General features: G+C 54.0%; 19 protein-coding genes. 16 read left to right on the top strand and 3 right to left on the bottom strand.

Annotation, left to right across the window (positions count from 1 at the left end):
• Positions 1-3: 3 nt before the first annotated feature.
• Positions 4-876 (bottom strand): flagellar motor stator protein MotA, encoded by an 873-nt coding sequence (gene motA / locus AC6IZD_RS11700; protein WP_497783493.1) that lies wholly within the window; start codon positions 874-876, stop codon positions 4-6.
• Positions 877-1,167: 291 nt separating this feature from the next.
• A complete protein-coding gene (locus AC6IZD_RS11695) occupies positions 1,168-2,478 on the bottom strand; it encodes a tetratricopeptide repeat-containing glycosyltransferase family 2 protein (protein WP_497783492.1) in 1,311 nt (436 codons plus the stop codon).
• Between the two features lie 179 nt (positions 2,479-2,657).
• Between AC6IZD_RS11695 and AC6IZD_RS11690 the strand changes: the two genes are divergently transcribed.
• Positions 2,658-3,968, top strand: a complete 1,311-nt coding sequence (locus AC6IZD_RS11690; protein WP_497783491.1) for a glycosyltransferase — start codon at positions 2,658-2,660, stop codon at positions 3,966-3,968.
• Here AC6IZD_RS11690 and AC6IZD_RS11685 read toward each other — a convergent pair.
• Entirely contained in the window at positions 3,965-5,800 is a 1,836-nt protein-coding gene (locus AC6IZD_RS11685; RefSeq protein ID WP_497783490.1) for a glycosyltransferase, read from the bottom strand. The two genes, AC6IZD_RS11690 and AC6IZD_RS11685, sit on opposite strands and share 4 nt — an antisense overlap.
• A 184-nt stretch (positions 5,801-5,984) precedes the next feature.
• Between AC6IZD_RS11685 and AC6IZD_RS11680 the strand changes: the two genes are divergently transcribed.
• From AC6IZD_RS11680 to AC6IZD_RS11610, 15 genes are all read left to right on the top strand, one after another.
• Positions 5,985-7,184 carry a tetratricopeptide repeat protein gene (locus AC6IZD_RS11680; protein ID WP_497783489.1) on the top strand — a complete coding sequence of 400 codons (1,200 nt, stop codon included), beginning with the start codon at positions 5,985-5,987 and terminating at the stop codon, positions 7,182-7,184.
• A 34-nt stretch (positions 7,185-7,218) separates the two neighbouring features.
• The gene (glf, locus tag AC6IZD_RS11675; protein WP_497783488.1) at positions 7,219-8,307 is read left to right on the top strand and encodes a UDP-galactopyranose mutase; all 1,089 of its coding nucleotides are present in this window, start codon (positions 7,219-7,221) and stop codon (positions 8,305-8,307) included.
• An 85-nt stretch (positions 8,308-8,392) separates the two neighbouring features.
• Complete coding sequence (locus AC6IZD_RS11670) at positions 8,393-9,598, top strand: EAL and HDOD domain-containing protein (protein ID WP_497783487.1); 1,206 nt, start codon at positions 8,393-8,395, stop codon at positions 9,596-9,598.
• A 224-nt stretch (positions 9,599-9,822) separates the two neighbouring features.
• Complete coding sequence (locus AC6IZD_RS11665; RefSeq protein WP_497783486.1) at positions 9,823-10,536, top strand: response regulator transcription factor; 714 nt, start codon at positions 9,823-9,825, stop codon at positions 10,534-10,536.
• Positions 10,526-11,158 carry a hypothetical protein gene (locus AC6IZD_RS11660; RefSeq protein WP_497783485.1) on the top strand — a complete coding sequence of 211 codons (633 nt, stop codon included), beginning with the start codon at positions 10,526-10,528 and terminating at the stop codon, positions 11,156-11,158. The genes AC6IZD_RS11665 and AC6IZD_RS11660 overlap by 11 nt, the downstream gene beginning before the upstream one ends.
• 104 nt (positions 11,159-11,262) lie before the next feature.
• The gene (locus AC6IZD_RS11655; protein WP_497783484.1) at positions 11,263-12,357 is read left to right on the top strand and encodes a sigma-54 interaction domain-containing protein; all 1,095 of its coding nucleotides are present in this window, start codon (positions 11,263-11,265) and stop codon (positions 12,355-12,357) included.
• Between the two features lie 90 nt (positions 12,358-12,447).
• The gene (locus AC6IZD_RS11650) at positions 12,448-13,659 is read left to right on the top strand and encodes a sensor histidine kinase (RefSeq protein WP_497783483.1); all 1,212 of its coding nucleotides are present in this window, start codon (positions 12,448-12,450) and stop codon (positions 13,657-13,659) included.
• Positions 13,656-15,014, top strand: coding sequence for a sigma-54-dependent transcriptional regulator (locus tag AC6IZD_RS11645; protein WP_497783482.1), 1,359 nt, complete (start codon positions 13,656-13,658; stop codon positions 15,012-15,014). Before AC6IZD_RS11650 ends, AC6IZD_RS11645 begins: the two co-directional genes overlap by 4 nt.
• Positions 15,011-15,361 (top strand): flagellar basal body rod protein FlgB, encoded by a 351-nt coding sequence (locus tag AC6IZD_RS11640; protein WP_497783481.1) that lies wholly within the window; start codon positions 15,011-15,013, stop codon positions 15,359-15,361. Before AC6IZD_RS11645 ends, AC6IZD_RS11640 begins: the two co-directional genes overlap by 4 nt.
• 2 nt (positions 15,362-15,363) lie before the next feature.
• Positions 15,364-15,810 (top strand): flagellar basal body rod protein FlgC, encoded by a 447-nt coding sequence (gene flgC, locus AC6IZD_RS11635; protein WP_497783480.1) that lies wholly within the window; start codon positions 15,364-15,366, stop codon positions 15,808-15,810.
• A gap of 12 nt (positions 15,811-15,822) precedes the next feature.
• Positions 15,823-16,149: a flagellar hook-basal body complex protein FliE gene (fliE, locus tag AC6IZD_RS11630; protein WP_497783479.1), complete on the top strand. Its 327-nt coding sequence runs from the start codon at positions 15,823-15,825 to the stop codon at positions 16,147-16,149.
• Between the two features lie 25 nt (positions 16,150-16,174).
• Positions 16,175-17,761 carry a flagellar basal-body MS-ring/collar protein FliF gene (fliF, locus tag AC6IZD_RS11625; protein WP_497783478.1) on the top strand — a complete coding sequence of 529 codons (1,587 nt, stop codon included), beginning with the start codon at positions 16,175-16,177 and terminating at the stop codon, positions 17,759-17,761.
• Positions 17,758-18,780 (top strand): flagellar motor switch protein FliG, encoded by a 1,023-nt coding sequence (gene fliG / locus AC6IZD_RS11620; RefSeq protein ID WP_497783477.1) that lies wholly within the window; start codon positions 17,758-17,760, stop codon positions 18,778-18,780. The genes fliF and fliG overlap by 4 nt, the downstream gene beginning before the upstream one ends.
• Positions 18,764-19,441: a FliH/SctL family protein gene (locus AC6IZD_RS11615; protein ID WP_497783476.1), complete on the top strand. Its 678-nt coding sequence runs from the start codon at positions 18,764-18,766 to the stop codon at positions 19,439-19,441. Before fliG ends, AC6IZD_RS11615 begins: the two co-directional genes overlap by 17 nt.
• Entirely contained in the window at positions 19,438-20,745 is a 1,308-nt protein-coding gene (locus AC6IZD_RS11610) for a FliI/YscN family ATPase (protein ID WP_497783475.1), read from the top strand. The genes AC6IZD_RS11615 and AC6IZD_RS11610 overlap by 4 nt, the downstream gene beginning before the upstream one ends.

The raw sequence follows: 20,745 nt of genomic DNA, 5'->3' as shown, positions 1-20,745 counted from the left end.
GGCCTATGCCTTTGCCGCTGGCGCCGAACCGCTTCGGCAAGTATCTTCCAGCTCTGCGAACGTTGGACGCACACGCGAAGGAACAGCGCGCCGCGCCATCTCCACAGCCATAATTGGTGGCGTACCTTTTATGAAAGCAAGCAGTACAACGCGAATCGTATAAATGTACGCGTGTTCATCCTCGACGATCTTTCCAATGTGCGAAGCTAGGGGACCAACGAATCCGTAACAGAGGAGAATTCCCAAGAAGGTGCCGACGAGGGCGGCTGCCACTTTCTTTCCAATCTCTTCTGGCGGTCCACCCAAAGCGCCCATCGTGATTACGACACCAAGCACCGCAGCCACGATGCCGAGACCAGGCAGAGCATCAGCCATCGTGGACAGAGCACCGACAGGCTGCGACTGTTCATGATGATGAACATCCATGTCCAGTTCCATCATCTGATCGATATCGAACGGATCAACTCCCCCCGTTATCGCCATGCGCATGGTGTCGCAAACGAAAGCCGTGAGGTGATGATCCTTCAAGAAGGTCGGGTACTTTGAGAAGATTGGGCTTTCGTTTGGTGTCTCGACGTCCTTCTCGACCGCGACAAGGCCGTCTTTACGCGCCTTGTTCAAGAGTTCGAACATCATCTGGAGAGTTTCGAGGTACCGCTTCTTGGTAAACGGTGATCCCTTGACCACAGATATAAGGCTGCCAACGATCTTCTTCAAAATGTGAAGTGGATTGGCAATGAGTACCGTGCCGATTGCCGCTCCGCCGATGATAAGGAGTTCGGCGGGTTGAAGAAGAACCAGCAATTGCCCGTGCTCAATGAGATACCCTCCGAGGATGGCGCCGATTACGAAAACTAAGCCGATGATGATAAACACTGAATTACCTATTCTCTTCGAAAGCTAAGCTTCGGTTTTGTGCCACGCGTAGCAGCGGAAAGCGGAGGGGACGTCTTTCCAAGGAGCAACTATCGGCAGGAAGGCCGCGTTTCAACAGCGAAAAATGAGAAACGCAACTGCCCCAAGCGATGTAAGTGAGCGAGTTGCGACACCAATTGCGAACGCTCGAAACAGCATGAATCTGCTGGTCGGTCGTGAGTCCTAGCTTCAGCGTCGGAGGCGCGACGTACAAACCTTTAGTTCTGGCCGACTTCTTTCTGCCGAGGTCAATCATTGTTGAACTGACTCGCGATAAGCAGCTTGAAGTTCTGAAGATGCAGGGAACTGCTGTAAGCCGAGTTCAAGCAGCTGCTTTACTGACGGCCACTGACCAATGTGTGCATGGATTCCAGCAGCGCGCAGGATTGACTTTGGAGAAGGGAATCGTTCAGCGATAGTTTTGGCTACCGTAGCTGCGGCGGTGAGATCTTCCTGAGAGATGTGTGCCTTCAGAAGACGGTCATGAAGATCGGGTAACTCAGGAGCCGAGTCAACTGCCTCCTGCATGTGGCGCAAACCTCGGCGCTTCATGCCGAGCCGAACCTCGGTGTAGCCGAGCTTGCTCATGAGAATCGGGCTTGATGTGTCGGTCTTTAAGGCGCGCGTATATGCGACTCGCGCTTCCTGAATGCGACCGAGATCGTGAAGCATGTCCCCACGAAGTTGTTCTCTAAGTGCAGCGCCTGATAAGCCGTTTCCTGCCTTGTCCAGTGCAGCCAAGGCCTCATGACAGCGGCCTTGATCGGCGTGAATCATTGCCATGAATGTCCAAGCATCGGATCGTTTCGGGTCCAGTTCGACTGCGCGTGTGAAGCAACGCATGGCCTCATCGTATTGATGAAAATGCTCGTATTCCGTTAGCCCAAGCTCCATCCAGGCCATCGCCGAGTTTGGTTGCTCCTGAACTTTTGCTCGTCCCAGGTCACGATAGAAGACATTCTTCTGGGCACGGACGTCATCGGCCGCGAGTTGGCCGAAGTGATGGATGATGACCTCAGCTTTTCCGAGTTTCAGACCCAACGCTCGCACGCGGTCCTCTACTCGCTCGTGAACTCGCCCTTCGAAATAGATTTCGGGGTGACGCCTAAAAAGGCGGCAGTTCAGATGTTCGGTGAAACTGGGGCAGCCGTTTGCTCTTGGCACACGCTCGTCATTGGGACGCGAAATGCTGTTGTACATTCGCGCAAACCTTATGGGAACGTAATTCCGGATAGGAAGCGCATAGGCTCCGATATCCTGCCGCAACGTCAGATATTGCAGGTGATTCGCAGCTTCGCGATCGAGTTCTTCATCCGCATCGAGCACCAACACCCAGTCCGTGTTGATCGGTGCCAGCGCTGCGTTGCGGGCCGCAGAGAAATCATTCGTCCACGGAACGTCGATCAGGGTTGCGCCTGCTTCCAACGCGATGTCGCGAGTCGAATCGGTTGAGCCGGTATCAGCAACGACGATTTGATCCACTACTCCACGAACACTGGCGAGGCATTGGCGAAGATCTTCGCCGCCATTTTTGACGATCATCGATAGGCCAACGGTGGGCATGTGAACCTGCGATCCTGAGAGAAGAATGAGAGTACCTTCAGGAATACATGCAAGCGAGATGCCTTTCTCGGGTGGTTAAGAATGTTGACGTCGTGGAGCGTTTGGAAGCTGAGATGCGCTCTGTTCAATGTTTAGGCAGGTATTCACACCTGAAACTCAGATTGTGCGGAAGGACTTCGATGTCATCGATTGGGCTCTCTTTAATAGTTAAGAACGGGGCAAAAACGCTTCGTGGGTGTCTTGAAAGTGCCCGGAACGTCGTGAGCGAAATCGTCGTAGTTGATACAGGCTCCGTCGATGGAAGCCCTGAGATCGCGTCCGAACTAGGTGCCACAGTCATTAGAGTTCCATGGGAGAATGACTTTTCTGCTGCCCGTAACGCAGCGCTCAAGCAGAACACGACGGACTGGGTGCTCGTTCTCGATGCCGATGAGCAGCTAGATAAAGACGCAGATCACTGCATTCAGAGGCACACAGAGAGAGCGGACGTGGGAGGCTACATCGTTCCTATTCGCAGCTATATTCCGTTACGCCATGGCAGCGTGAACGGAAGTCGTGCGCAGGAAAATGATGGTCGCTGTGCCGATGCCGCGCACGCCCCTGCGTTCGCCGAGCACCCGGTCGTCAGGCTTTTTCGGCGGATTCCAGAAATCTATTACACAGGCTGCATTCACGAAGTTGTGGCGCCACAGATCGCTGCAACTGGCCTCAAGCTGCAACAGGCAGATTTCTGTATTCATCATCTCGGCTACCTTGCGGGAAAAGATGAGTATCAACGCAAGGCAGAGTTCTATCTTGGATTGTTGCGCAAGAAAGCCGAGCAAGAGCCTACGAATGCGTACGCGTGGCTGGAACTCGCGCACCAATTAAATGATCCATTCAAGCGGCACGAAGAAGCGCTCTCTTGTGTTCAGAAAGCGATCACGCTTGCACCGAGCTTACACGAGGCGTGGTTCATTGCTGGCTTGGCGTTGCGTGGACTCGAACGACCGCAAGATGCTCTCGTTTGTTTCGATCATGCGCAGAAGAAGGGATTAATGTCGGCAGAGTGCGAGCACTTCCGTGGCGATGCATTCCATGACCTGGGGCGATTCGCAGAAGCGAGGCAGGCGTATCAACACTGTTTGCAGTTAGTCGGAACGGATCCTCAAGTCGAGAGTAAGCTCGGCTACACCGAAGTACGATTGGGAGAAAACGGCTCAGGGTTCTCTCATCTAAGAAACGCGATTAATGCGTTGCCTTATGCGGCCGAGTTTCATGAGCGGCTGATAAAGGCACATTTCTCGATTGGGAACCTGGCGGATGCGGCCGAAGCTGCGGAGGAGTTTGCAAGCAGGGTGGCTCACCCGAAAACAATGTTGCGAGCTGCGGCGTTGCGTTCGCATATTGGCCAGGAGCAAGCAGCGGTGAATCTGCTTGCTCGTGGCGTGGAATTATTTCCGGAGTCAGTCGAACTACGCACTGCGTACACGGAAATGAGAGGCGCCTAAATACTAGGCGCCGTCTCTCCGAGGATCGATTTCGCCCACTGCTGTGTGCCGGGATTGTAGAGGGCCGGATGATTTAGAACGATCTGCGCCTTCAACTCCGCGTCGTGCAAGCGCGCTTGGGTAAGCATGCTGCCGCTTTTGATTCGGTAGCGAAGCAAAGGTTCTGCAATGCGTCGCGCTTTGTGTCCGCGCTCACCGCATGAAATCCAGAAATCCCAGTCCTCATATCCCCAGACCATATTCGTGTTGTATCCGCCGGCCGCTTCCCAAGCTCCACGTCTAAACATGGAGGCGTAATTGAGCTGGTTGCTGTGGCAAAGCCGAGCGAAATCGTAGTCAGGATTTCGGTATAGCCGATCTGAAGCTCCAAACTCCTGGAGGTCGGAATAAATGATGCTGACCGTGGGATCCGCATCAAGGGCGCGCACCATCTTCTGCATCATGTCGGGCATGATCTGGTCATCAGCATCGAGTGGCAGGATGAAACGTCCCAAGGCCTCTCGTATGCCGCAGTTGCGAGCATCGGCCAAGCCACCGTTTTCCTTATTGATGAGACGAATGCGATGGTCGGGATATTTTGCAATCAGTTCGTGCGCGACCGCGCTCGTGTCCTCAGGACAACCGTCGTCAACAATAATCAGTTCCCAGTCTGTAAACGTTTGAGCAATGACGCTCTCCACGGCATCTCGAAGATACTGTCCCTGCTTGTAGCAGGGAACAATCACGCTGCAGGTGGGAGGATTATTCGCGTCGTGCGAAATCGATGATGGCTCAGCGCCACTAAGTTGTTGTTCAGGAGACGGCGATGCAGCCTGTGCCATGAGCAGCGGCTGAATCAATTGTTGAATGGCCTGCTTTTCTTCAGCCGACAACGAGTCTCGGTGTTGTTCAAGTAGCGGAATCGATTCCTGCAGTTTCGCTTGCGATAGCAAAAGAAGTCCGAGGTTCACGGCTGCTGCACGATGATTTGGCTCGAGGGCTAGTGCCCGACGATATCCTGACTCTGCCTGGTCAGCACTACCAACCGCGCTCTGCACGGTCGCCCAGTCGTTCCATAATTCCGCTGTTTCTCCAGAGCGGAGCGCGGCGTCGAGCATGGTTAGAGCTTGGGTGGTGTTTCCTTGCTTGAGTAATTGCTCCACGGTAGCTTGGAGCTTAGCTGCGGCCACTTTGGCGTTGTGCGCTGCGGCAGCATCAGCATTCGCTTGCCGCTTGCCATAGCCGCGCAGTGTAGACCCCCATTTTTGTGATGCGAACACGTGACCAGATCCGTTGTACTCGATTCCGGTGAAATGCCGAGGTATGAAGTAATGACTTGGGTAAATCGTAAGTCCCGGGTACTTGTTGGCGCGAACCGTTTGTGTGATGCGTCCTGGGCCGACCTTCTCCCACGCCATTCCTGACAGCGGTGCCGGATCTTCTGCGATGTCGTGAATGATCTGGCCAATCAAGGGATGCTGTGGCGTGCATCCTAGAGCACCGCAGGCAATCAGACCGGGGCGCACAATCTCGTTTTCCCAAACTGCGAAGCAGTCCGGCTCCAGCAGCCAATCCTCAAGCGGACGAACGCACATGCTGTCTGCATCAAGCGCTACGCCTCCATGTCTGTAGAGGATTTCCCAACGCATCACGTCGGCAGCGCCGTTGATTTCGCGAGTGAGCCACTGCTCGATTTGCGTTTTCAGGTGCCAGCCCGTGTTGGCTAGATCAGCGTTTCCCCAGACGCGCACCGAGTACGTCGGATTCATCTCGCGCCAAGTTTCGATTAGAGAGTCGGGCCGCTTTGTTTCGTCTCCAATCCAAATTATGTGAATTTGCTTAGGAACAGTCACTCCAAGTCCTTCCGCTGAAAAGTATTCATCTAGCCTCAACCTTCTCGCGATGCAATTTACCCGCCTAATTCGCAGCTAATGTTTGAGGTGTCGGCCTGCCATTCATGAATTGCCCGCAGATATAGTTAGGAAATGATTAGGCACGGCAATTGCATTCATGCTTGCTATCACAGAAGGAGACTCGATGTTGGAGCACCTAGATCAGCAAACGGGAGATCCCGGACAGAACGCGGCTTTGCTGGCGAGCCAAGGCAATCTGGATGCAGCGATTGGTCTGCTTGATGATGCGATCACCAACAGCCCTACCGCGGATCTTTGGAATGACTGGGCTACGATCCAGTACGCACGCGGTGATGTCGACAAAGCGGAGCAGGGATATCGGCGAGCGCTTGAGCTGACTGCATCGGATCGACAAGCAGCCGTGAATCTTGGGCTCTTGCTTCTGGCACAAGGAAGACTTGCCGAAGCAGTTGCGCTGCTGGAGAGGCATCAGGCCACGCTGACTACGGAAGAGAAGAGTGCCATTCTCGAGTTGACTGCGCAGTTGCGAGCAAGCCTTCCAGTAGGTGCGGTGAACACAGTCCCGCAAGCGGCATCAGGCCGGAAACGACTCACGATCAGCGCGCATCTGCCGAAGACCTCAAAGAATCTCGTCATCGTCCGCGCAGGAAACAACTCGCTCCATCCAGAGTGGATGGCCGGTACGGAAGCGCGAAACTGGGACATCGTCGTGAATTACTTTGGCGACGATCCAGAACTGTACAAGGCCGATGGCGTGGTTCGGATCGATAGCAAGGGGCCTAAATGGCCAGCGTTGCATGACTTGGTTGAAGCTCTGCATGTTGATCTTTCGCACTATGACTACGTCTGGTTTCCCGACGATGATCTCGCTGCAGATGCCAAAACTATCAACCGGATGTTTGCAATATGTGCAGAGTTGAAGCTGGAACTCGCGCAGCCAGCTCTGACGTTAGATAGCTATATCTCTTATACGGCCACGCTTGTCGAGTCTTCATTCATACTGCGCTACACGAATTTCATCGAAATCATGGCGCCCGTATTCAGTCGCGCGTGTCTCGAACGATGTGCCGACAGTTTTGGCGAGAACCTCAGTGGATGGGGCCTTGATTCTCTTTGGCCTACATGGGTCGATGATCCACGCAAGATAGCCATCATCGATGCATGCGAGGTAAGGCACACTCGCCCAATTGGCGGTCCAAATTATCAGGCGCTTGCAGCGGCAGGAAAAGCACCGGGCAACGAACTTCAGGAACTTCTGTGGAAGTACCAGATTCCGCAGCGGTGGCCTGTAATCTCCGGTGGTATCGATCGTAGTGGCAACGAGGTGCTGCTGTCGCAAGACAGTGGAGCACAGGTGTCGTGAATAAGACACTTTCGCTGAGTTTGAGGTCGGCGCAATGAATGCATTGATTGTGGGTGCCGGATTCGCAGGCGCGGTGGCCGCGCGCAGACTGGCCGAGGCTGGATGGCACGTCACGATCATCGACAGGAGAACTCATGTCGGGGGGAACTGTTTCGACGAGTACGACAGTTCCGGTGTGCTGATCCATCGTTACGGGCCACACATCTTTCACACGAATTCGACAAAGGTGTGGGAGTTTCTATCTCGCTTCACGGAATGGCGCGAATACGAACATCGGGTCCTGACGAAGGTCGGCAAGCAGTTGCTGCCGATCCCGATCAACAGAGAGACGATCAATCAACTTTATGGTCTCTGTCTGGACGAGGTTGGTGTCGCTCAGTTTCTTGAAGCGGTCAGAGAAATTCGGCCGGAAATACGAAGCAGTGAAGATGTAGTGCTATCCACGGTGGGGCACGAACTGTGCGACAAGTTCTTTCGCGGATACACCAGAAAACAATGGGGGTTGGATCTCGCACAGCTAAGCCCTCAGGTGGTGTCGAGAATTCCGACGCGTACGAACAGTGACGATCGATACTTCACCGACGTGTACCAGGCAATGCCGCGTGATGGGTTTACAGTGATGTTTAACCGCATGCTGGAGCATTCAAATATCGACACAGAACTTGGTTCGAGGTTTGAAGTGAAGCTCAAGAGCAAATTCGCTCTTACGATTTTCACGGGACCTGTAGATGAATACTTTGGCTACCGGTGTGGACGACTGCCATATCGATCCATTCGATTTGAGCACGAACACATTGCTGACAGTCCTAAGTTTCAAAGCGTGGCCGTCGTGAATTATCCAAACGACCATGAGTTCACCCGGATCACGGAGTACAAGCATCTGACGGGACAAACGCACTCAGGAACGTCGATCGTTCGTGAGTACCCCACAGACGAGGGCGATCCATATTACCCAGTGCCTTTCTCCGGAAGCAGCCAGGCGTACTCGCGTTATAAGGCGATGGCGGCAGCGGAGAAAGATGTCGTGTTTGTAGGCAGGCTTGCGGAATACAGGTATCTCAACATGGATCAGGTTGTCGCATCGGCGCTCCACGCTTGTGACCGAATGATCGGTGAGGCATGAACGTCCGTAACCAACTCGGGAACTTCGACTGCAGTTTTGCTGAAGTCACAGCACTTTTGTGCCGATAGAGAGCGTTGAACCTTTTATGGATTTCACCAACCGATTTATCGCTAGGCAAGCCATTCTGGACGGGGCTGGAAACTGCATCGGTTATGAGTTGCTGTACCGAGATGCAGACACCGACAGAGCCAGATTCGCAGATGCAGGCCAAGCCTCGATTCAAGTCTTTGACAGTGCGTACCTATTCGGTATTGAGACACTGTGCGGTCAGGCCAAGGCCTTCATCAACTGTACTGCCAGCGTTCTTACAAGCGATTTCATCAGCATTATTCCACCTCGAAGAGCGGTCCTCGAGATTCTGGAGTCGGTGCCGGCGGAGCCCGAAATACTGAAGGCTTGTGAGCGGCTAAAGCTTCGCGGGTATTCGTTGGCGCTTGATGATTATGTGTTCAAAGAAGAGACCGCTGCATTTCTTCCTCTGATTGATGTTGTGAAGATAAATATCGAGGCCGCATCAGAGGAGAATCTAGCCGAGATCAAAGCTCGTATATCGCCAAGCACGATTCTACTCGCCGAGAAGGTGGAGACCCGCGAGGAGTACGACAGAGCGAGAGAGTTAGGGTTTAAATGGTTCCAGGGATACTACTTCTGTGTACCTCAGATCATGGAAACCAGGGAGATGAGTCCGTCGCGCATTAATAGCCTCCGACTCTTACAGGCTACGGTGAATGAAGAACTCAAGTTCGACGAACTTGAGCGAATCATCAAAGAGGACGCGGCGCTCTGCTACCGTTTGCTGCGATTCATAAACTCTGCAGAGTTTTGTCTGCACTCTAGTGTGCAGTCCATTCGGCATGCGTTGTCGTTAATAGGCGAGCGTGGCGCGCGTCGCTGGGTGTTGCTGACCGGGACGGTTGCTTCCGCGGATGGAAAGCCTCGTGAATTGCTCCGCTGTGCGTTGCTGAGGGCAAAGTTCAGCGAACTACTGGCTGTGCGCGCGCACTGCACGGAATACGAGGGATTTCTCCTAGGTCTGTTCTCTTTGATGGCTGCAATTCTCGGAATCGAAGCGACAAAAATTACGAATCGCATCGAACTGCCGGTAAAAGTTAGCGCGGCTCTCGCGGGAAAGTCTGGCCCTCTGCGTCGGCTGTTGGATCTCGTCGTCGGTTATGAGAGATGTGAATGGAGCAGGTGCGAGGAGTATGTTGCTGCATTGTCGCTGAATGAGCAGGACCTGAGCAAAGCTTACGTTGAGGCTGCGACGTGGGTATCGTCAATCCCACTTTAATGAGTACTTGTGTGAATTGTGGATGTGTGATGAAGAACTGGTTACCAGTGCGCGAAGGGACATGTCCGAAGGAGAGATGCGGCGTGCCTTCTTAGCTTCAGAGTGCGTGATTCTACGTATTTTCTAATCTCCGATAATAGTTTATCCATAATGCAGCAACTCACTTTCGAGCGAAGGTGACCATCGCCGCCAGACCCAGTTCGAACTCTCAGGATGGATGCATAATGGCTGTTTCTGTACGTACTGACCGACTCTTCTCGAAACCTCCGCAAGTACTTGTCGTTGAAGACGACTTTCCTCTCGCTTCGTTTATAGGAAAGCGACTGGTATCAGAGCAGTACTCGGTTAATCTGGCCGCAGATGGCCAATCTGCCAAGCGCGCCTTGACCGAGTCCATATTCGACTTGGTGATCCTGGATCTTAATCTTCCAGATGTCGATGGTCTCGACATTCTGAGAGAGATCAGGCCGTCCAAACCTGATATGCCCATCCTTGTGCTCACAGGCAGGAACAAAGTCGAAGACAGGGTTCTCTCACTGGATTGCGGCGCCGACGACTGCTTGAACAAACCTTTTTCGTTGCCCGAGTTTTCTGCACGTGTTCGTGCATTGCTACGACGCAACTCCGCGGCCAGCGAATCGGTCTCCACCATCGCGGATTTGACCCTCGACCGAAAGAAGTATCGGGTTGAGCGTGGGGGCAAAAAGATCGAACTCACATCGAAGGAGTTCAGCCTGCTTGAATATCTCGTACGCAATGCGCGTCGTCCCATCACGCGTGCGGAGCTGGTAGAACGTGTATGGAATCAGTCATTCGAGGTAACGACGAACCTCGTTGACGTCTATGTAAAGTACGTCAGAGACAAAGTGGATGCAGGCTTCGACCTCAAGCTGATTCGGACCGTGCGCGGCATCGGCTACGTAATGAGTGATGAATAGCATGACTCGGACATCGGCCCAATTAGCAGACGCGATTGCGTCGGAGCTGCACGCATTTGCCCAGCCATTGACGTTGGTGCAGTGGAACCTGGAACTTGCGGCCCTGAATCCCGCTGATGTACAGGAATCACAGAAGCGGGTTTCTGAGGCGCTTGAATCTTTGAGTGCTGCCGTTAACCGGCTGGATCTGATACGCGAGATCGTTCGTCCATTTCGAGGCTCAATACAAAGTGAGTCAATTTCTGTAAGGGAAGCGATCACTCATGTGCTGGAAGAGCATAAAGAGCTCTTTCAATACGAGGGTATTAAGGTCGAAGTGTCTGAAGAATCGGACGCTATCGTCACCGCACCGAAGGGCTTTGTTGTTCGCCTGTGTAGCTACTTAGTTTGTCTACTACGTAGTATTTCGCCCCGGTCGATGAACTTGCGTGTGAGAGAATCTGAGCAGGCAGCGAGTATTGAAGTTCTAGCAGATGTGAAGCGAGGCAGCGCAGAAGAGATTTCATCTGGTTTAGCGGCGCTGCGCTCGTACATGAATGCGTTTGCGGGGGAGTTTGTTCACTCTGAGGATTTCTCATCGCTTCGGATTGCGTTTCCAAAGCTGCTTCTGTTACACGAATAATAAGTTTTCTATAAAGGCATAGCTGTATGGGTACTTCTCCCTTGCGACCTCAGCAATTCTCTACCAAATCCGGGGATGAATCCGAAAATCCTCGTGTGCTCATCGTGAGTAGCGATGCGGACTTTCGCTCCAATCTCAGGGCAAGACTTAATCCCACGAAATGGGCTATAGAGGATGCTGTAAGCGGTACCGACGGACTAGGAAAGCTCGCATGTAGCGATTTTGATGTGCTCATTTACGAGCCGTTCCTGCCAGATATTGCTGTTGGAGATTTCCGTGAGTTGCTGGATTCATTGCATCCTCATTTGCAGGTGATCGCTGTGAATCCGCGGACGGGGCAGCCACTCGCGTCTCCGACCGCGCCGCTGGAGATCAAAGTCGTGGAACTGATCGGACATCATGGCCCACTGCGTCAGGTTACGGCAGTTCCTGATCTTCCGGAGTACAGCAACTCCGATCGAAGTCTCCCTGGGCTCATCGGCGATTCTCTAGCGATGCAGAAGGTCTACTCTCTGATCCGCGCGGTAGCTCCCAGAGACACGACCGTGCTAATTACGGGCGAAAGCGGAACAGGTAAAGACCTCTTTGCTCAGGCGGTTCACACCCTGAGCACGAGACATGCGAATCCTTTCGTCGTTATCAACTGCGCTGCGATTCCTGAGCCATTGCTCGAAGCTGAATTATTCGGATACGTGAAAGGTGCTTTCACCGGAGCTCTGCAGTCCCGGGTGGGCCGCATACACGCGGCACACAAGGGTACGTTGTTCCTCGATGAAATCGGCGACATGCCTGTTGCGTTGCAGTCCAAGATGCTGCGCTTCCTCGAGCAGGGTGAAGTTCAGCGGCTTGGCAGTACCGAAAACTTCCAAGTCGATGTGCGGGTGATCGCGGCAACCAACGCGAACCTTCGTGAACTTGTGAAGCAGAAGATGTTTCGCGAAGATCTCTTCTATCGGCTCGCGGTCTTCCCCGTGGAGTTGCCAAGCCTGCGTGATCGGTTGTCAGACGTACCCGCGTTGGCGGCAAGTTTCCTCAGTAGATTCTCACCGCGTGCAATTGAACTCACAGATACGGCACTTGAAGTCTTGGCGAATCACACTTGGCCTGGAAACGTTCGTGAACTAAGGAACGTGATAGAGCGAGCGAGCATCCTAGTTGGCGCAGGTACGACAATCAAAGCAGAACATATCTTGTACTAAGCTGCATTGGATTCGAGAAGTCGCGGCGTCTAGCCGCGATTTCTTTTTGCAACGGATGTTTGGAATCGATCGTGCAATGTGAGTAGGCAGATGTTGCCCACTTCTCATCTCGATCCAATGCACGCCGGGCCAAGCACCCCTGAAGGCTTGGTCGCGAGCTTCGATGCATTCATCGATTCAGCAAACCGGCTCGAGTCTTCTCACGAGCAATTGCGCCAAGAGGTGCTGAGGCTGCGTCGTGAGTTGGAGTTCCGGAATCAGGAGTTGCTGCTCAGCCTGCAGGAGACGGAATGCACACGGCAAGTCCTCGATAAGATCCTCTGCGCTCTTCCTTGCGGAGTTGCCCTGCTGGACTCTGACGCCGTAGTCGTCTCAGTGGCGAACCCGGAAGCGAAGCGACTGCTAGGGCTCTCCGTCGCGTCGGGAGATCGCGTTCAAGGCTCGGTCACTCGAATTGTTCGTCGCGCCAGGGCGAATCAGGATGCGGCTGAAGAAGAGGTCTTGATCAGTGCGGAAACTGCTCGCTGGCTATCCATCAAGGCAATTCAGGTAAAGCTATCGGCACGTGATTCGCAGATCCCGAATTACCTCGTCATTGTGCGAGACATCAGCGTCGTGAAAGAGCTTGCACGTCAGCGTGAGGTTGCTCGTACCTCATTAGCGCTCGGTGAGATTTCCTCTGTATTAGCCCATGAGATTAGAAATCCGTTGGGATCGATGGAGCTGTTTCTGTCACTCCTTCGTTCAGAAGAATCACTCAGTCCTGAGGCCGTGGCGTGGATGGAGCAACTGACATCTGGCGTGAGAACGCTCTCGACGATCGTGAATACGGTTTTGCAGTTCTACTCCGCTGGATCCATTCAGTTGGCGCGAATTCCTCTGTTGCCTGTTCTGAGGGAGTGCGTAGAGTTTGTTCGTCCAGTCGCTCAAAGTAATGGCGTCTCTGTCCAGCTTGCGGATTATGCGGGCGATGTTTGCGTTGAAGGGAATGCTCAGGCGCTGAAGCAAGTATTTCTGAACCTCTGCAGCAACTCGATCCGTTACTTGCACGGAGGTCAGATCGCGATCACAAGCCGGCTCGTAGGCGAAATGGTGCGCGTCGAAGTGGCTGACAATGGATCGGGCATTGCTCCTGAGCACCTTCCAAATATTTTCGAAGCCGGATTCAGCGCAGATGGAAGGTCGTCGGGATTGGGCTTAGCAGTCTGCAGGCGGATCATGGAAGCCCATAACGGAGTAATCGAAGTGGCGCAGACAAGCACTCAGGGGACAACCGTTTTCGTGGAGATACCAACCGCATGACGTCAGAGAAATCAAAATCGATTCTGGTCGTCGATGATGAGCCAGGAATGCGGGCAGGGCTTGCAGCAAATCTCGAAAGGGATGGGTGGCAGGTCGACGCGGCATCGGGCGTTCAGGAAGCAACGCGCAGAATCGCCACGAAGGAGTACGCCGCGCTTATCACCGACGTCCGCATGCCGGATGGGGATGGCATTCAGTTGATGACCCACGTGCGGAGGACGTCGCCATCGACGATTGTCATTGTGTTGACTGCATACGGGAGTGTACCCGAAGCGGTGAGCGCAATGCAGGAAGGCGCTTGTCACTATTTCACGAAACCAGTTGCGTACGCAGTCCTACGCGAACACCTCGCAAAAGCAACGACTCCGGCCCGTGTCACACCCGAAGATGTTAGCGCAGGTGTAGAAGGAATCGTCGGAAACTCATCTGCTCTGAAGCGTTGTCTGGAGAAAGCCCGACAGGCCGCAAGGGCGAATGCCGATGTCCTGATTGAAGCCGAGAGCGGGACTGGGAAAGAACTACTCGCGCGTTACATCCACGATGTCAGCGACCGCAAAGGGCGTCCGTTCGTCGCAATTAATTGCTCAGCACTGCCGGAGCACCTGCTTGAGAGCGAGTTGTTTGGTTACACCCGAGGAGCCTTTACCGGAGCAGTGCAGAGTCGAACGGGAAAGTTCGCGGCAGCCCATGGTGGCACTCTGCTGCTTGATGAAATTGGCGAGATGCCAATTGAGTTGCAGCCTAAGCTTCTGCGTGCTCTACAAGAGCGGCAAATCGATCCGCTCGGAAATTCGCGGCCGGTGCAGGTGGATATTCGCGTGATTGCCACCACGAATGTGTCGCTGGTGAAAATGGTCGGAGAGGGAGCGTTCCGCGCGGATCTCTACTACAGACTCAATGTGATCCCGATCTGCTTGCCGCCGCTGCGCGACCGCCGGGAAGACATCTTGATGCTCGTTCATCACTTCGCACAAAAGCATGCTATGCCTGGTCGCGGAATACCGCAGTTCAGTGCTGAATTCATCTCGGGACTATTCAAGCATGACTGGCCCGGCAATATTCGCGAGCTCGAGAACTTCGTGCGCCGAATCATGGCATTGAATGAGTCAGCAGTAGTCGACGCCCGCTGGCTTACGCCAGAGTTTCTTCATATCGCGCCACGTGCGCTCCCCACGCAAGATGCGGGTGTCGGAAAGTCGTTGCGCGAGATTGAACGTGCGTTACTGGAGAAGACGTTGGAAGCAACGCAGGGAAACCGGACTCGTACCGCGGAACTGCTTGGCGTCAGCCTCCGAACCATTCGTAACAGAATTCGGGAGTATGGACTTCCACCGAGGAGCTTTGCCGTCCGATGAGCGAACTACCTTCAATGTTAAAGACTGTCGAGTCGTACCTGAATGTGACGAACTCGCGCCACCAGCTTGTGGTCAATAACATGGCGAACATCGACACGCCTGGATACCACACGCAAGACATAGATTTTCGTGCTGAGTTGGATCGAGTACTGAACGGAACGCAAGTTTCAGGATCTCCGGTCGCCCAGTCTGTTCCTGGTCTGATCGAGCGTCCGGACGGAAACAACGTCAACCTAGAGCGCGAGGGTACGGCGCTTTCTGAGACTCAACTGCAGTTTCGCATTGGCGTGCAGCTGATTCGGACTGAGTTCCATCGGATTATGACCGCAATCAACGAAGGGAAATAGAGATGAGCCTTTTCAGAATGCTTGAACTCAGTGGCTCCGCGCTCGCGGCCGAACGACAGCGTGCAGAAGTGGTGGCCGCGAACATGGCCAATGCCGAAACGACGCGCACTCCAGAAGGCGGCCCATATCGGCGCAAAGAAGTTGTTTTCTCGAGCACGCCAAGCAGTTCGTTTCGCATGATGCTGGCTGGCGCGAGTGGTGAACTAGCGAACTTCAATCCTCCGGCAGTTCGACTCACGAAGGTCGTTGAAGACCCGGCGCCGCCTGTGATGCGTTACGAGCCCGGCAACCCTGACGCAAACGGCGAAGGCTATGTCGCGTATCCGAATATCAATCCGGTGCAGGAAATGGCGGACCTCATGGACTCGGTTCGGGCATATCAGTTGAATGCCGCGGCCGTGAACGCTTCTAAGCAAATCATTACCGGCGCAATAGACATTCTTAAGTAGAGACGACTAGCGATGAATCCAATTTCGGCAAATCAGTTCGGAGCGATCTACACGCCATCTGCAGCCCAGATGCCGACGGCTCCAACACAGCCAACCGCGCCCAGTCAGGGCGGAGACGCTGCGAGCTTCAGCTCTGTTCTGAAGAACGCTGTAAGCGGCGTCGAGCAAATGCACTCGACCGCGCAGCAGCAAGTCACGCAACTTGCCGAAGGCGATCGGCAGGACATTCACAACGTCATGATCTCCGTGGAAAAAGCGGACATAGCTTTTCAACTGATGATGCAGGTGCGCAACAAGATCGTGAATGCCTATCAAGAAGTATCGAGAATGCAGTTCTAGACTTTAGAGGTTTCTTGACGTCCTTATGTCCACGCAAATTCAGGTTGTCGACCAGCTAAAGCGTCTCGCTACCGGGCTCAGTAAGAAGCAGCGGTTGATGTTGGGCGCTGGCGCAGTGCTTACGCTGGCGTCGCTGTTAGTGTTTGTGAAATTGCTGAACAAACCTGAATACAAGCCTCTATTCACAGGGTTGGAGCAGCAGGATGCACAACGACTTAGCTCGCAGCTTGCGGCGAAGAATATCCCATTTGAAATAAGCACTGACGGAAAGGTACTTAGCGTGCCTTCCGACAAGCTTGATGCGGCGAGACTTGAAGTGGCCGCTGAAGGAATGCCTCACAGCGGCAGGCTTGGATTTGAACTCTTTGACAAAGTTAGCTGGGGACAGACCGAGTTCGATGAGAAAGTAAATTACCAACGTGCTCTGGAAGGCGAGTTAGAACGCACCATCCAGACGTTACGGGACGTGGAGAGCGCGCGCGTTCACCTAGTTCTACCCACTGACTCCGTGTTCATCTCCCGTGAACGACCTGCGAAGGCATCGGTCATCATTAAAACGAAACGCGGTCAGCTCTCTGAGCAGAGTCAGACGGCCATTTCGAGATTAGTGGCAGGGGCGATCGACGGCCTCTCTCCCGAGAATGTGATTGTCACTGACGCGGACACGAACAAGCCGCTTGGCGGACCGAAGTCTAACGGATGGATCGCGGATGCGAATGCCGAGCGCTTGTTGGTCGCAAAGCTCATGTCAACGCTGGAGCCAATCGTCGGGCCGGACCACGTTCGCGCCAGTGTAGATGTTGAGTACGACCCGAGCACGGTGGACGAAAACCAGGAATCGTACGATCCGGAATCGCAAGTAGCAGTCAGCAAGCAAACGTCTGAGGAACAGATCGGCGGTTCTGCCATCAATACAGGGATTCCGGGGACGTCCAGCAATATACCCAATGCAAAAAATGCCACGACCGCGCAATCAGCTCCTCCTAGCTCCGACGTCCACGTGTCGAAGACGGAGAATCAGGCGTTTGCAATCAACCGTGTAGTTCGTCATATCTCGCAGCCAGCAGGCAGGATTCGCCGCATCACTGCTGCCGTGGCGGTCGATGATTTCGCCGAGCCTTCAACTCCTGGCCGTCCTGGCAAACGTCGCAAGTGGACACCTGAGGAACTTGCACAGCTAGAAACGCTCGCTCAGAACTCTTTAGGGATTGATTCGAACAGAGGGGACAAACTCGCGATTCAGAACATCTCCTTCGAGCAGATTCCTAACGATGTTCCTCCTATAAGCAAGGCACAGCGCGTTCGCACCGTTTTGAATGACTGGTCGATGCTCGTGCGGTGCGCTGCCATTCTGATGTTGTTCGGCATCGTCTACTTCTTCGTGCTAAGGCCGGTGAAGCGCGAAGCACTAGCTGCATTCCGCAGCGTTGCACTTCCGGCCGAAGGCAAGACCGACGCGAACGGACAACCCGCACCAGCGAAAGCGAGCGAGGAAACTCTGCTGGGAGAGTCGGCGAAGAATGTCAGGAAAGAACTAATTGAACGAGTCAAGCGTGACCCACTTGCCACGAGCCGATTGATTCAGGCGTGGATCAATGAGGATGCCGGATGAAAGCTGAAGCTACGCCTACACTCACCGGTACTCGCAGAGCTGCAGTGTTGATGGTACTTCTCGGAGAGGAAGCAGCGGCGGCCGTGTATCGCAACCTCTCGGAGAGATCTGTACAGGCGATCACTGCTGAACTGTCGACCCTGAACAATGTTCCTGTTGAGTCTGCGGAAAAGGTAGTCGAGGAGTACATCCAACTCTCGAAGGTGCAGGAGTGCATTGGCCAAGGAGGACACGAGTACGCGCTGCGCCTTCTGGTAAATGCGTACGGAGAGGATAGGGCGCGCGAACTACTTGACGAACTCTCGAACACGCAGATGGAGGCAGCCAGTAAGTTGGCCTCTCTGCAGAAAGCTGATCCTCAGCAACTAGCGAAGTTCCTGGAGGGAGAGCACCCGCAAACAGTCGCGCTCATTCTGGGGCATATGGAGTCGAAGCAAGCTTCGACTCTATTGATGAAGCTGCCAGAGCAGCTACGCAGTGAAGCTGTAAAGCGTCTCGCGCAACTGCGTCAGTTCTCGCCGGAAATGGCTGAAAAGGTTTCAGTTGTCTTGAACCGAAAGCTGCAGTCGCTGGGTGAGCAGAGCCGGAGAACCTACGCTGGATTTAAGAGCGTGGCTGATCTTATGAACAGACTCGATGGGTCTGCTGCGAGATCGATCCTCGAATCGATAGAGACAAGCGAACCGAAACTAGCCGTGAATATCCGAAACCTGATGTTCACGTTCGAGGACCTTCTGAACGTATCAGAAGTCGCAATTCGCGAAATTGTGTCGAGTATCGACAAGAAGACTTTGGCTCTCGCTCTCAAGGGTTCTACCGATGAGCTTCGCGACCATATCTTCCGCACCATGTCATCCCGTGCTGTACAGATGTTGAAAGAAGATATTGAGTCGTTGGGCCCAGTGCGTTCACGAGAAGTCGCTAAAGCACAACAAGAAGCTGTCGCCGTCGCCCGTCAACTTGAAAGCGAAGGCAGAATCGTATTGAAAACGGATGGAGACGATGAGTACGTCCTTTGATCACTTGCCTCGAAATTCTGCTGTGAGGTCCTTTAGCTATCCGGATGTGCTGAGTGCGATCGGTGCTGTGCCGCAGGTTGCTGCGCAGATACCAGTCCAGGGTCAGCCAAAAGTGGTTGAGCAAAAGCCTACTATCACGGAGCAGGACTTGGCTGCTGCTTATGATCGCGGTTGGCAAACTGGTCGAGTCGATGCCGAAAAGCGTCTGGCTGAGCAGCATGCAATCGCGATCGGGAAAGAGCGTGCTCGCATCAAGGCTGCTGTTGATAGCTTTCAGCAGAATAGCGCGGAATACTACTCGAAGGTCGAGGATGAAGTAGTTCACCTTGCACTCAATATCGCTCGCAAGATTCTGCATCGTGAAGCACAAGTGGATCCCTTGCTGGTCGCCGCGCTCGTAAGAGTCGCACTAGAAAACTTCAAACAGGGTAGCCAGGTTTCCATTCACGTGCGCCCTGATGAAGTGGATTCGTGGCAGAACTATTTCGAAAAGCAGGGGCGCTGCCGAGTCAAAGTTGAATTCGTTCCAGACGCGTCACTCCAGCCTGGGGACTGCACCCTTGATGCAGATGTGGGTAACGCCTCTTTCGGAATCGAAACTCAGTTGAAAGAAATAGAGCGCGGACTGTTCGACCTTCTCGCACAGCGTCCCGACAAATGAGTAACGAACCCCTAGCCGCCGCACGTCATTACCTTGAGCGTTGTTCTCCCATTCGCTGGCGAGGGCGCGTGACTCAGGTGCTTGGAAATCTGATCGAATCTTCGGGGCCGTTCTGCTCGATCGGAGAAACCTGCGAGGTTCGGACAGCCGATGGCCTCTCGTGGCCCGGAGAGATCGTAGGCTTTCGTGGATCGACGGTGCTCTCGATGCTGCTGGAGAAGCCGCGCGGCGTAAGGTTCGGAGATCAGATTGTCACATGGGGAACCAGGCCGTCATTGCGTGTGGGACCCGAGATGCTGGGGCGCGTCATTGATGCGAATGGAACTCCGCTCGACAACGGCGGTGACTATCGCGCGACTACGGCGGTGCCGGTTGATAACAACGCTCCTTCACCAATGGAGCGCGTAACTATCCGCGAGCCGCTTGGAGTTGGTATCCGCGCAGTCGATTCGTTCCTGACATGTGGACGTGGCCAACGTGTAGGCATCTTCGGTGGCAGCGGCGTCGGCAAGAGCACTTTGATCGGAATGATGACGCGGGGTACGGAGGCCGACCTCACTGTATTGGCTCTAGTCGGCGAACGCGGTCGCGAAGTCGGCGAGTTCCTCGAGGTACTTGGCGAAGAGGGCTTGAAGCGATCGGTCGTTGTAGTTACCACATCGGACCAATCTCCACTTCTGCGTATTAGAGCGGCGATGTCCGCAACTGCGGTTGCAGAGTACTTCTCCAGAGCCGGTAAGAACGTGCTGCTCGTCGTCGATTCACTGACGCGCTTTGCAATGGCGCAGCGCGAAATTGGTTTGGCCGCAGGCGAACCTCCGACGGCGAAGGGCTATACGCCCTCTGTGCTCAACAGACTGGCGCAACTCGTCGAAAGAGCGGGGAAGTTTACGAAGGGCAGCATCACAGCTTTCTACACCGTGCTGATGGAGGGAGATGATCAGCAGGATCCCGTCGTCGATACGGTGCGCTCACTACTTGACGGCCACATCGTACTCGATAGAGAGCTTGCGGCGAGAAATCATTACCCACCCATTTCGATTCTCGACAGTCTTAGTCGTCTTATGCCTGCAATTACATCTGCTGAACACGTGCAGAAGGTGAAGGCGCTTCGACTACTTATGTCCGCTTACGCCCATTCAGAAGATCTCATTCGCATCGGAGCATACCAGCCCGGCAGCGACCCAGTCATCGACAAGGCAATTGCATGCTTGCCCAAGGTTCGGGAGTTCCTGCAACAAGGATCAAAGGAAGTCGCTCGTCTCGAAGAGAACGCTCACAGGCTTATGGAGCTTCCGTCATAA

The sequence above is a fragment of the Koromonas humicola genome (assembly GCF_059726255.1).
The sequence above is the reverse complement of the archived record's forward strand: the minus strand, read 5'-3'. Positions and strand labels throughout refer to the sequence as shown.